This window comes from Campylobacter armoricus, from assembly GCF_013372105.1.
Lineage (GTDB): Bacteria > Campylobacterota > Campylobacteria > Campylobacterales > Campylobacteraceae > Campylobacter_D > Campylobacter_D armoricus.
This window is the reverse complement of record NZ_CP053825.1, coordinates 493,843-508,316: the sequence shown is the minus strand read 5'-3', so window position 1 is coordinate 508,316 and position 14,474 is coordinate 493,843. Positions and strand designations below refer to the sequence as shown.

3 protein-coding genes, 2 tRNA genes, 2 rRNA genes and 1 pseudogene are annotated in these 14,474 nt (G+C 33.3%); 1 reads left to right on the top strand and 7 read right to left on the bottom strand.

Going from position 1 to position 14,474, the window contains the following annotated elements:
- Window positions 1-59: 59 nt before the first annotated feature.
- From CARM_RS02640 to CARM_RS02625, 4 genes are all read right to left on the bottom strand, one after another.
- Window positions 60-2,967, bottom strand: a 23S ribosomal RNA gene (locus CARM_RS02640).
- Between the two features lie 443 nt (window positions 2,968-3,410).
- Window positions 3,411-3,487: transfer RNA gene (locus CARM_RS02635), tRNA-Ile, on the bottom strand.
- 8 nt (window positions 3,488-3,495) lie between these two features.
- Window positions 3,496-3,571: transfer RNA gene (locus tag CARM_RS02630), tRNA-Ala, on the bottom strand.
- Between the two features lie 97 nt (window positions 3,572-3,668).
- A 16S ribosomal RNA gene (locus tag CARM_RS02625) occupies window positions 3,669-5,181 on the bottom strand.
- Together the 16S and 23S rRNA genes with 2 tRNA genes alongside form the textbook arrangement of a ribosomal RNA operon.
- 1,098 nt (window positions 5,182-6,279) lie before the next feature.
- On the opposite strand from CARM_RS02625, the pseudogene CARM_RS02620 reads away from it, so the two are divergent.
- Window positions 6,280-6,609 (top strand): annotated as a pseudogene (locus CARM_RS02620) (CinA family protein); the annotation flags it as partial.
- Between the two features lie 43 nt (window positions 6,610-6,652).
- Here CARM_RS02620 and CARM_RS02615 read toward each other — a convergent pair.
- The 3 genes from CARM_RS02615 to CARM_RS02605 form a co-directional block, all read right to left on the bottom strand.
- Window positions 6,653-8,596 (bottom strand): ShlB/FhaC/HecB family hemolysin secretion/activation protein, encoded by a 1,944-nt coding sequence (locus CARM_RS02615; RefSeq protein ID WP_139427343.1) that lies wholly within the window; start codon window positions 8,594-8,596, stop codon window positions 6,653-6,655.
- Between the two features lie 114 nt (window positions 8,597-8,710).
- Complete coding sequence (locus CARM_RS02610) at window positions 8,711-11,761, bottom strand: two-partner secretion domain-containing protein (RefSeq protein ID WP_176300989.1); 3,051 nt, start codon at window positions 11,759-11,761, stop codon at window positions 8,711-8,713.
- Between the two features lie 32 nt (window positions 11,762-11,793).
- On the bottom strand, window positions 11,794-14,406 hold the full coding sequence (locus tag CARM_RS02605; protein ID WP_139427341.1) for a hypothetical protein: 2,613 nt from the start codon (window positions 14,404-14,406) through the stop codon (window positions 11,794-11,796).
- Between the last annotated feature and the right edge of the window lie 68 nt (window positions 14,407-14,474).

The window sequence follows — 14,474 nt, the reverse complement described above, 5'->3', positions numbered from 1 at the left end:
AACTGAATATAAATTCTAAAGCTTTAAGTAAAAACCTTAACAAGGAAGTGATGCTTAAAAAAGATAAGCCAAACGCTCTATTAGTACTGGTCAGCTAAAGGACTTTCATCCATTACACACCCAGCCTATCAAACTAGTAGTCTTCTAGAGAGCTTAGAGAAGATTCATCTTAGAGTTGGCTTCACGCTTAGATGCTTTCAGCGTTTATCCGTTCCAAACTTAGCTACGCTGCGATGCTCTTGGCAGAACAACAGCTACACCAGTGGTTTGTTCAACCCGGTCCTCTCGTACTAGGGTCAAATCTCTTCAATCTTCTTACGCCCACGGCAGATAGGGACCGAACTGTCTCACGACGTTCTGAACCCAGCTCGCGTACCGCTTTAAATGGCGAACAGCCATACCCTTGGGACCTGCTCCAGCCCCAGGATGCGATGAGCCGACATCGAGGTGCCAAACCTCCCCGTCGATGTGAGCTCTTGGGGGAGATCAGCCTGTTATCCCCGGGGTACCTTTTATCCTTTGAGCGATGGCCCTTCCACACAGAACCACCGGATCACTAAGACCGACTTTCGTCTCTGCTTGACTTGTATGTCTTGCAGTTAAGCTGGCTTATACCTTTATACTCTACGAACGATTTCCAACCGTTCTGAGCCAACCTTTGTAAGCCTCCGTTATTATTTGGGAGGCGACCGCCCCAGTCAAACTACCCACCAGACATTGTCCCACTTGAGGATAACTCAAGCTGGTTAGCTACCCAAATAAGAAAGAGTGGTATCTCAACAACGGCTCATATACAACTGGCGTCATATACTCAAAGCCTCCCACCTATCCTGCACATTCTTATCCAAATAGCAGTGTCAAGCTGTAGTAAAGGTCCACGGGGTCTTTCCGTCTTGCCGCGGGTAGGAGGAATTTTCACCTCCACTACAATTTCACTGGATCCCTCTTTGAGACAGCTCCCATCTCGTTACGCCATTCATGCAGGTCGGTATTTAACCGACAAGGAATTTCGCTACCTTAGGACCGTTATAGTTACGGCCGCCGTTTACTCGGGCTTCGATCAAGAGCTTCGCTAATGCTAACCCCATCAATTAACCTTCGAGCACCGGGCAGGCGTCACACCCTATACATCCTCTTACGAGTTAGCAGAGTGCTGTGTTTTTGGTAAACAGTCGGGAGGGACTCTTTGTTGTAAGTTTCTTTGCTTTCGAAGTAAATTCTAATACAAAGCGAACCACACCTTATACCGAAGATACGGTGCTATTTTGCAGAGTTCCTTAAAGAGAGTTCTTCCACGCGCCTTAGAATACTCATCCCACCCACCTGTGTCGGTTTACGGTACGGGCAACATTAGCTAAACTTAGAAACTTTTCTTGGCTCGACGGCATCAGCAATTCTCCTCGCTGTCCGAAGACTTTGAAGAGCCTTTAAGATCTCGGAGTATTCTTATACGGATTTGCCTATATAAGCTCCTACATCCTTAGACTAGCACTTCCATCCGCTAGCTTGCTTAGCCCTAAGCGTCCTTCCATCGCACACTAATGTTGGTATTGGAATATTAACCAATTTGCCATCACCTACCCCTTTCGGACTCGGCTTAGGACCCGACTAACCCTACGATGACGAGCATCGCGTAGGAAACCTTGGGTTTACGGCGTTAATGATTCTCACATTAATTATCGCTACTCATGCCTGCATGCTCACTTCTATTCGCTCCAGCACTCCTTACCGGTATACCTTCGACGCAAATAGAACGCTCTCCTACCACTTAGTAAAACTAAGTCTATAGCTTCGGTGCTTACTTTAGCCCCGTTATATTTTCCGCGCAAAATCACTAGACCAGTGAGCTATTACGCTTTCTTTAAAGGATGGCTGCTTCTAAGCCAACCTCCTGGTTGTTTAAGTAACTTCACATCGTTTTCCACTTAAGTAAGACTTGGGGACCTTAGCTGATAGTCTGGGTTGTTTCCCTCTTGACGACGGATTTTATCACTCGCCGCCTGACTGCTGTGATTACACTAAAGGTATTCGGAGTTTGATAGGGTTTGGTACATTGGTGTATGCCCTAGCCCATTCAGTGCTCTACCCCCTTTAGTTACGACACAACGCTATACCTAAATATATTTCGGAGAGAACCAGCTATCACGAAGTTTGATTGGCCTTTCACCCCTATCCACAAGTCATCCCATAGCTTTTCAACGCTAGCGGGTTCAGTCCTCCACTAGTTCTTACACTAGCTTCAACTTGCTCATGGATAGATCACTTCGTTTCGGGTCTGCAGCATCTGACTTAATCGCCCTATTCAGACTCGCTTTCGCTACGGCTTCGCGTGTGCTTAACCTTGCCAGACACCACAACTCGCAGGCTCATTATGCAAAAGGCAGTCCATCACACTGTATTGCTACATAGTGCTCTGAATGATTGTAAGCAAATGGTTTCAGGTTCTATTTCACTCTGATCACCTCAGTTCTTTTCACCTTTCCCTCACGGTACTTGTGCACTATCGATCTGGTATTAGTATTTAGGGTTGGATCGTGGTCGACCCAGCTTCAGACAAAATTCCACGTGTTTCGCCCTACTCAGGATACTGCTAGCTAAAGTTTGGTTTTCGCATACGGGACTATCACCCTCTATGGCTATACTTTCCAGAATGTTCTGCTAACCTCACTTATTGCACATTGCAGTCCTACAACCCCCAGTGCAAGCACTGGGTTTGCCCTCTTACGCTTTCGCTCGCCGCTACTGACGCAATCTCTATTGATTTCTTTTCCTGTAGGTACTAAGATGTTTCAATTCCCTACGTTCGCTCCATTATGGTAATGTATATCTCTATACATTGGGTTGCCCCATTCGGAAATCTACGGATCAAAGCTTCTTGACAGCTCCCCGTAGCTTATCGCAGTCTAGTACGTCCTTCATCGCCTTTACCAGTCAAGGCATCCACCATTCGCTCTTAGTAGCTTACCTTTTTTACCTTTTATTCTAAAACGCATCACTTCCTTGTTAAAGTTTTTATGATAAGACTTTACTATCTCAAGACGGAAAGCATTTAAACACTTAATAAAACTAAATAAAAATTAGTCTAACTAAGCTGTGAGTTTAAAACTTCTCTTTAACTAAAAGCTAAAGAAAAGATAGCTAGGTTTTATCCTTTAACAAGTCCTGTAAAATTGTTTTTATTAAAACTTGCTTGTGACTCTTAACAATGATAATTCAAATAACATTAAATAACTAATCTAATATAAAATATTTTATTATTTATTTAGCTTAGGTCTTAAAACCTAAAGAAAGTATATATAAAGAGTTTAAATAATTTAAAAATATAAGAAGTATTATATTTTATGTTGTATTTATATACTTACTTTAAGTTTTAAAACTTTAATTTAAGATCGATAAACAAATCTTTTTTATGGTGGGCCTAACAAGACTTGAACTTGTGACCTCACCCTTATCAGGGGTGCACTCTAACCAGCTGAGCTATAGGCCCTTAATAAATGGTGGAGAATAGCGGGATCGAACCGCTGACCTCCTGCGTGCAAAGCAGGCGCTCTCCCAGCTGAGCTAATTCCCCAAAATTAGCTTTTCATCAATCTTTGAAATCTAAACAAGAATCAATTGAGTTTATATATTGAAGTAATAGTTGTGAGACTTATTACTTTGTACTCTAGAAAGGAGGTGATCCAACCGCAGGTTCTCCTACGGTTACCTTGTTACGACTTCACCCCAGTCGCTGATTCCACTGTGGGGGATAACCAGTTTAGTATTTCCACTTCGAGTGAAATCAACTCCCATGGTGTGACGGGCGGTGAGTACAAGACCCGGGAACGTATTCACCGTAGCATGGCTGATCTACGATTACTAGCGATTCCGGCTTCATGCTCTCGAGTTGCAGAGAACAATCCGAACTGGGACATATTTTATAGATTTGCTCCACCTCGCGGTATTGCGTCTCATTGTATATGCCATTGTAGCACGTGTGTCGCCCTGGGCATAAGGGCCATGATGACTTGACGTCGTCCACACCTTCCTCCTCCTTACGAAGGCAGTCTATTTAGAGTGCTCACCCGAAGTGTTAGCAACTAAATACGTGGGTTGCGCTCGTTGCGGGACTTAACCCAACATCTCACGACACGAGCTGACGACAGCCGTGCAGCACCTGTCTCTAAGTTCTAGCAAGCTAGCACCCTCATATCTCTATAAGGTTCTTAGGATATCAAGCCCAGGTAAGGTTCTTCGCGTATCTTCGAATTAAACCACATGCTCCACCGCTTGTGCGGGTCCCCGTCTATTCCTTTGAGTTTTAATCTTGCGACCGTACTCCCCAGGCGGTATGCTTAATGCGTTAGCTGCATTACTGAGATGACTAGCACCCCAACAACTAGCATACATCGTTTAGGGCGTGGACTACCAGGGTATCTAATCCTGTTTGCTCCCCACGCTTTCGCGCCTTAGCGTCAGTTAAGTTCCAGCAGATCGCCTTCGCAATGGGTATTCTTGGTGATATCTACGGATTTTACCCCTACACCACCAATTCCATCTGCCTCTCCCTCACTCTAGATTACCAGTTTCCCAAGCAGTTTAATGGTTAAGCCATTAGATTTCACAAGAGACTTGATAATCCGCCTACGCGCCCTTTACGCCCAGTGATTCCGAGTAACGCTTGCACCCTCCGTATTACCGCGGCTGCTGGCACGGAGTTAGCCGGTGCTTATTCCTTAGGTACCGTCAGAATTCTTCCCTAAGAAAAGGAGTTTACGCTCCGAAAAGTGTCATCCTCCACGCGGCGTTGCTGCGTCAGGGTTTCCCCCATTGCGCAATATTCCCTACTGCTGCCTCCCGTAGGAGTCTGGACCGTGTCTCAGTTCCAGTGTGACTGATCATCCTCTCAGACCAGTTAAGCGTCATAGCCTTGGTGAGCCATTACCTCACCAACTAGCTGATACTATATAGTCTCATCCTACACCGAAAAACTTTCCCTACTCAACTTGTGTTAAGCAGGAGTATAGAGTATTAGCAGTCGTTTCCAACTGTTGTCCTCTTGTGTAGGGCAGATTAACTATACCTTACTCACCCGTGCGCCACTAATCCACAACTAGCAAGCTAGTTGCTTCATCGTTCGACTTGCATGTATTAGGCACGCCGCCAGCGTTCACTCTGAGCCAGGATCAAACTCTCCATAAAAATATAGATAGTTTAATCTTTTTCTTCAAAGAAAAAGTATTTTAAAGATTAATAAAAATAATCTTTAATTATTTAATTGATAGATTTACATTATTTAAAGTAAATCTCTGGCTCAATCGATCACTTATTTAGATTTCAAAGATTGACTATAAGATTTGATTAACAATATTAATAATTTAAAGAACAATTTAAAAATTAGAGATTGAAATATCTTAATTTTTACTTACCTTTTTTTAAAAAAGGAAATGAAATTATATCAATATAAGCTTAAAGTTTTATTAATAAAATTAGGAAAATTTTTGGATTTATTTCTTGTATTCTCACTAAGATATAAATAAATATAAATAAAATAGTATATATTTCATTGTAAGTATTGTAGCGTAAAAGTTATGGTTGATAATTGATAAAGCAAAATAAGGATTGATAAGGATTGATAAGGATTGATAAGTTTTATTAATCCTTATAATATATACATATATTAATATTAATCAATAATCTAATAATTCAACATTAATATGTTTATTATCATCACTAAGTTGTACTCTATAGTATAAATTTAATTCCACTATACCATCTCCATTAACAATAGTTTTAATTTGTCTTTTAATTCTTGTCCTAATAGATTTTTTACTAAATTAGAAGGTGGTTTTAATTCAAAGTAAGAATACTAAATTAATATATAAACAAAGAATATAAATGAGCTAATTTTCTAAAATTAGCTTTATCGATAATAAATGAACTAAGTTAAAGTAATGATTAATAATAATGATAAAAACAAAGTTATGATATTTGTTTTACTTTTTAGTATTAATTTTTGTTGTTAGTGTGAGTGGGAAAAATAAAAAAGAAAATGTAATCAATATGATAGATTGATAAATTATAAGAGTAGGAAAGAAAAAGAAATGGCAAAAAAGGGATAATAAGTGATAATTAAGAAAAAGAATATGGTTAAATGATAGATATAAAAATATAATTAATAAAAATAGATATTATGATAAGTTTAAAAAAAGGGAGGGGGTCGGAAGTAAGATAGAGTAAGATAGAGTAAGATAGAGTAAGATAGAGTAAGATAGAGTAAGATAGAGTAAGATAACATTTCGCTTAAAAAACTCTTGGCTTGGAGTGAGTAATGATACCTTAGAAAGTGTAAGCGAATATTCTGATCGTTGTATTTATTTTATGCTAAAAGGAACATTTAAAACCACAAATTGTGATTTTGCTTTAGCAATTAGTGGTGTAGCAGGAGAAGATGATGATAAAAACACAAAAGCAGGCACCATCTATATAGGAGCTATGTATAAAGATGGAACCTTTTTACAAGAATGTATTCATATACAAGGTAATAGAAACTACACAAGAGAGCAAGCTAGTTTAGCTGCTTATAGCTTAATGCTTAAGTTAAAACCTGAGATTTTCCTTGGTATTTAATTTATCTAAAAAATATATTTTAAGTGATGATTAAAACAAAGGGTTAAAAATACACCCCACCACTTAAATATAATTTCATTCTATGTTCATCATCGTGTTTGTATTTATGTAATGCTCTTGCTCCATCAAGTTTTATATAATACTCATTAGCTTTATTATAAAGTATTTGCAAACCTAGCGCATCTAAGAAATGTTCATCATCTCTTCTATTACCTGAATCTTTTTCATACCAAGCATAACCTACATCATAAAAAGGAGTAAAGTAAAAATTCGTATTTGGTATATTTATTCTTACACCAAAGTTAGCTATGATAGTATTATCTCCATCACCATCTCCATTATCATAAGCTCTTACTCCATAAGCTCCACCTAAAGATGAACTCTCAGAAGAATCAAGTTCAAAATTTCCTAATACCTTTTGATAGTTTATATTAATCGTATGGGTAATGTATTCATTAAAACTATAATAATTATTCACACTAGCATTAAGTTTTCTAAACCAACCAAAGCCTTTAGAATCACTTTTAGAAGTATCTCCAAATATAGTAGTTCCATCATCATTAACCTTACCTACACTTATCTTAGCACTATAGCTTAAGGTATTGTTTTCAAATCCTCTAAATAAACCTTCTAAACCTACACTTCCTACATTAGAGCTTTTATCAAAGGTTAAAAGATCTAAGGTTACATCACTAAGTATTTTATGATAAATACTAGAAGTAAAATATAAAGATGAATTTGTATTTATCCATACAGGATAAGAAAAGTCTATACCAAAATTCCTAGAAGTACCACTAAAACCTAAACCTTCATATTCTCCACCTAAAGAATATGAACCTTGAGATATGCTTGGAGTAACTTTTAAATTTCCTATAAAGAAAGTATAACTTGCTCCATAATTGATTTGTCTTTCATCACTAGTTTGTAAGTAAAAATTATAATAATCTCCCATATTAAGTATAGAATTAAATCCCATACTAATACCAGCTCTATATTCTCCTGCACTCTTAATACCATAATTATCAGCATATAATAATACATTAGCCTTGCTATCAGGTTCTACTTCTATAACTATATCAGTTTCTCCTACATTCTCTCCTGCTTGTAAGCCTGCTAGGGTTTGAACTCCATACATTTCATTGACTTTATATACACTATCTTCTATGAGTTTAGTAGAAATGATTTTACCTTTGATTCTTTGATTTAGCTTACTTTCTAAAAAATGATCTTTGATAGTAGTTTTATTTTTAATAATATATTTGCCTAATACTCCTAAAGAAATATTTATTTGAATACTTTCTTCATCAAATTCTTGTTGAGGAACATAAGCTGTTGCTGCAGGATAACCATTTACTTGGAAATAATAAGCAATGATATTAGATATATCTTGTAAATCTTGTAGGCTAAATTTTCTAGCACTAAATTCACTTACTAAGTTTTGTAAATCTTCTTCTTTAATACCTAGCTTTTCAAAGCTAGTATCTTTATTAGTAAGAACAAACTTATATTTGGTTATAGCTATTTTATTAGTAGTAGTATTGGTATTAGTTTGGCTAGTTGGGTTGTTGTTAGAATTATGATTGGTATTAAAGCTATTATTAGTTGAGTTAGAATTATTATTTGTTTTATCTTTTATACTAGAGTTGGTGTTAGTTTTATTATTGTTTGTTTTAGTGCTTTGGTTAGTTGAGTTTTTATTAGTAGTATTAGTGCTTTGGTTATTAGTTTCTTCATTAGCTTCATCTTCTTGTTTTAGCTTTTCTTTTAATTCTTCTTTTTTTTCTTCAAAGTCTTTTTTAGCTTCTTGCCCTTTTATATAGTCTTGTTTGGTTTTTAGATTTTCTTTGATGGCTTTATTTTGAGGGAGGTTTCTATCAGGGGATAATTCTATAACTTTTTCTATATCATTTTTAGCTATGCTAATACTTCCTTCATTAGCATAGATTAAAGAGCTAATTGCTATGGTGCTAAGTAAAAGTTTTTTCATGGTTTTCCTTAATTTTATATTCTTTAAATTAAAATTATTGTTTTTATTATTAGTTGATAAACACAATTATGCTTATATTTATTATAAACACTAGGATAAATCCTAGTGTTTGTTTTATATGTTTATTAGACTACATTCCCCTACCACACAAGGATTCATAGTTTTATAATTATCACTTACTATGCAAGTTCTTGATCTTTGTTTCATAGAAGCTTCTTCTACTTCTTGCTTTTCATCTTCTTCTTCTAAAGCTTCATCACCTATTAGATTAAGTGAGGCTGTTTGTTCAAAATTCATATCAGTTTCAGGAAGTTCAGGTTTGTTTGGATTATCCACATCAGGGCTTTGCGGGTTATGTACAAAATCTAATGCAAAATCACCCAAAAATTTAAAATTAGTATAACCATATTCATTTTTTGCTATATTTTCATCATTAAGCTTAGTTGCTATATTATTTACTACATCTCTTTGATTTTTCAATATTGTTGCTAAAGAGTTGATTTTATCAAAACTAGCTAGATATTCAGGATCGTTTATTTTTCTTTTACCTGCTTCTATTTCTTTAACATAAGAATTATAAATTTCTAATTCTTTTTGATATTTTGCATAAGTTTCATAAAAAGAATTTTTACCATCTTTAAAAAGATGTTCTTGAGCTGCCACATACTCATCTTTTATTTTTAAAGCTTTGTTGTATTTTGCATAAATATCTTTTAATTTTTCACTTGATTCAAATCCTGAATTTTTATCTTTGAGTGTATCAAGAAAATCCAAACTTTGCTTAATAGAATCTAGCGTAATCTCAACTCCATCTACAGTACTCACATAAAATACAATCTCACCAAATTTATTGATACTTACTCTATATTTTCCATTTAAGATATCATCTAATATAGCTTGAACTACTTCTTTATTGTACCATTCTTTTTGAAACTCAACTTTTTCATTTTGTATATTTCCTATGTCTGATAAATCTGGCTTAAAAATTTCACTAGGTTTTTCAATATTTGGAGTTTTTATGCTTTGAATTTTTTCATTAAATTCACTCATTAGTTCATCATTGGTATATTTTCTTTCTGTTACTCCATTGTTATTGGTGCCATCTAAATTTTTATGATATATGAAAATATTTTGATTTTTACTGTTTATTTTATTACCAAAAATATCTTTTACTGCAACACTACCATTTGCTACAATACTAGAATCTGGTTTAAAATAAATAAAAATATTCTCAAAAGATGTTTTAAAGTCATAAGAATTTCGATAATCTCCAAAAAATCCTCCACTATATGCTTGATTTGAAGCTATAGATTTAATATTTCCAATATTCTTCATGGTTATATTTTCAATAAGAACATTATCCATGTTGTACTGATCATCGAAATTAAAAATATTAAATTCTCCATTTCCAAAAAAACCACCAGCTGTAGATAGATATCCTTTTGTATTTGCTTCAATATTACCTATATCTTCTAGTGTGATATTTTTCATTTTAAAATAAGAATCATTTACAAGAATATCCCCAGCAAAACCGCCAGCATAAGCTTCTCCACAATACCTATCACAATCAAAAGTCGATTTGATGGAATCTATATCTTTAATTTTTATAGTATCATATGCAATTTCTATAGGATTATCTCGATTTACATATTCTAACCTACCAACAAAACCGCCAGCTCTTACAAGATTAACTCCTCCAACCCCTGTAGCGACTATGGTTTTTATCCCATAAAGCTCTATATTATCTACTCTAGCATTATTTAATATACCAGTAAAGCCACCAACATACAAATCAGAATTACTTTTAGCATCAATAAAGCTAATATTTTTTATATTTATATTTTTAAATTCTGAAAAACTATTACTATGCTCTTTTCTTATTGCAGCACCAACAAGCCCTCCAACATATTGTGCATTATTTGTTTTAATATAGCCTTGATTATAGTCTACATTTAAATTATGCACACTAAAATCACCATAAATTTTTCCAAAAATACCTACATATTGAGGCTTGTTTTCCAATGCTGTTGTGTCAATATACATACTACTTAAGGTAAAACCTTGTCCATCAAATTTTTTATTAAAATAATTTTCATCACCATAACCAATTATCATGCTAGTGTATTCATTATCTTGTTTTTGCCCATCACCATTTAAGTCTATCCAATAATTAGCATAGTTTTGACCGGTGCATTCGCCACGACTATTACAATTACCACCAAAATCTATATCCTTAGTTAGTCTATATTCACTAGCACTAGTTCTAAATCCTGCTTTATCTTCATTCCACCCTTTAGCAAAATGCCACCAATCTCGTACAGAACTTATACCGATATAATTGTGCACTTTAAAAGATTTATTATTACTATTATCAATTCTCAAAAGACTTAACGATCTTCCAGAACTCGTATTATAGTAATATCCAGTAGCATCTAAATAAGCTTGTCCTTTTCCTATAACTTTTATTTTTTCTAAATAAAATTCAGGATTTTCTACGCTTCCATCTATACTAGCAACATTAACATGAACTTCATCACCTTCTAAAGTTATGTTTCTTGCTTTGATTATTCCAAATTTAACGCCATTATGTTCTTTATCCCAATTAGTATCAGCATCTAAAAGTATTTTATTTCCTTGAAATAAAAGACTATCTGCATTAATATTACCCATATTGACTACATTACCAGCTTTTTGTGGTTTAAATACTGGTGAAAAGCTTAAGCCATCATTAAAGCTTAACTTTGCAAATTTATTCATATCTTCATTACTCATCGATGAAGTAGAAGCTACAAAGCGATTAGCATTGATAGTTCCATTTTTAGTAATGATTACTCCATTAGGATTGATTAAAAATACATTATTACCATTTGCATTTAATAATCCATCTATAGTAGATTTACTTGTTCCATGAGCAATGTTTAGGTAGTTTTTATTGTTTCCATTAAAATTTACACTTTCACCTTTACCTATACTAAATCCCCCCCCCCATTGAATAACAGAGTTTGTTCCATTACCATGTATATTTAAAGTATTGTTGTTTGGTTTGTTTATAGTTCCTGTTGTTCCATGAGTAAATTTACCTCCACTAGGTAGAGCCATTAGTGGAGAAAAAAGCATTGATACAGTTACACCTGAAAGTATGATATGATTTGCTAACTTTTTCATAATTAATCCTTTCTAGTTTTTATCTTTGTTGTTTAATTTAAATTCACTACTATGCTTTTTGCATCTTTACTTACACTTAGAGTGTATTTAGCCTTTTGAACTTTTGTTTTAATGTTTTTATGTAAGCTTTGATGGTTTTTAGTGATAATGTCTAATAAGCTTTGTAAATCTTTTTGATTTAAGTGTTTATTGTTTTCATCTACAAAGCCTTTTTCACTTTGCATTAGAATAAAGCTTTTATTTTTTAAAGTATTGCTGGTATAAACATTAATAGAAGTTTTTTCACTTAGATGAATAGCTTCTTTAGTATTTAGATAATTTTTAGTATTATCTTTTAATATAAAGCTATAATGATCAAAGTAATTAACTAATTTAGCTTTTATATTAGTATTTAAATAAAGATGATTATTAGTGCCACTTTTATGAGTAAGAGCTTTTGAGTAAAATTTATTATTATCATCTTGAGTATGTATAAAGCTTCCTGCTAATACATCTATATAAGTATTATTAAATATATTAGTATTACCACTTAAATATAAAGTATTATCATAGCTTTTATCATCTTGATGATAAATAGCTGAAGCACCTATAAAAATAGCATCATTGTTTTTATACTCATCTATATTTAAATTAGCTATATGAGTATAATTATCATGAGTGTTTTTAGCAATACCTGCACTAATAACAGCTGTTCCTTCTCTTGTATCAGAAGCTGTTCCTAAAGCAAGGTTTATAAAAGACATATTATTATTAGCACTTTCGTTATAAGCTCTAATAATATATATATTATCATGAGCTGCACTTGAATAATCTTTAATATTTAAAGTATTTTCATTAGCATTTTCATTAGCTCTTAAAATGATTTTAGAGCCTTTATCTATATTAGAAGCATTAGATAAAGATTGCACTAAATCATAATTGATAGTATTTTTTTCTAAATTATCAGCTTCTATAATAGTGGTTAGGTTTTTACCTGATTTTACTTCTTTTAGATTGATTGAATTATTACTTGCTGTTTTAGCATAATAATCTTTATCATCTAAAGTAGTTTTACTAACCCCATAAATATATAAAGGTATAGATACATTAGATGAGCTTAGATTAATTTTATTATTATCTGCTTTACCACTTGATACTTTAGCAGCTGTAATTTGGATTTGATCTTGATAGTTTTCTACTACACTTTCTTGGGTTAAATCCCCTTTTATATTCACACTATTTCTATTAGCACCCTTACTAGCATAAGCTCCATAAAGATTAAATTCATTCTTACCTGTATAATTAGCATTAATCTCAAAAGGCTTTTTAAGATGAACATTAATAGTATTATCATTAGCATAACCATTATTTGCAAATCCTGCATAAAAGTCTAGGAGTGCTTTTACTTCTATATTAGTATTTAAAGCTAATAAGGTTTGTAAGTCTTTAATCTCTATAGTGTTTTTATTAGCACTACCTTGTATGATTTTACCACCATAGATTTCTCCATTTAATATAGCATTATAAGCTAATGGGGTATTTTTAGTATCTACTCTTAAATCAAGTTTTAAATCATTGATTAAAATAGAGTTTTCACTAACTTCATAGTTTTGATTATTATTAACATCTACAAAGGCTCCACCCAAATGTGTAGCAGCTGAAGTTGAATATGCTCCACTTGGTCCATGAACTACTAAAGAAGCTCCATCTATAATAAGTTTATTTCTTTTAGCATTCCCATTATAAGTAATAGCACCTAATATATGAGTCATTCTTTCATCAAATACACTCTTACCCATTAAGCTTTGTCTATAAGGGGTAGTATGAAAGTCTATCTTTACTCCCTTATTTAAAATAACACTATTATTATTAGTATTTGCATCTATACCAAAAGCACCCACTACATAAGGAGCTCCATTTAAAGGTAAGGTATAGGTGTTTTCAACACCCATATTCACATAAGCATCTTTTAAAAAATTTAAAGTATTATTGCTAGCTTCACCTTTTCTTGCTATAGCTGGAGTGATTAAAAAATTATATTTATTATCTAAACCTGTAGCTTTAGGATTCATTACTTCTTTATTGCTAGGTTTTAAATAATATACTGAAGAAAGCTCTCCTGCTTTTAAGGTTAAGGTGTTATTGTTTGCTTTAGCATTAAATACATAAGCAGAAGCTAAAAAAGGTATATAGCTTACTTGATTAATGGTTTCATTTATTGAATATGCCCCATGAAAGCCATTTACTACAAAGATATCTTCTTTAATACTTGGAGTAAGGATTTCTTGTTTTAATTTCATATCACTATAATTCATAGCTTTAGATTTGGGATTATCATAAATTAAAGTGATATTAGAAAGATTTTTATTAGTAGCCATTTGACCATAAAAGTTTATACCATTTAAGTATTTATAAGTATTATTAATACTATCATATACACTTTCATCATTAAAACTATGCTTTTTAATTACATAAGCTTTTAAAGCATTATCATAATTTGCTTGTGTGGCTGCTTGCAAAGAGCTTAGTGAAAGAATGGTTAGTAAAGAAAGTTTTAAAATTTTAGAGTTTTTAAAAGACTTAAAAGAGTTATTACTTAAAGAATGTAGGTTAAAACAAAAATTACCATTCCCCCCCCCCATAGGGTGTAAGTTAGTTTTACACATAAAAAATCCTTTTATAAATTTGTTAATGTTTTTTTTGTTTTTTATTGCTTTTATTGCTTTTTTAAGTA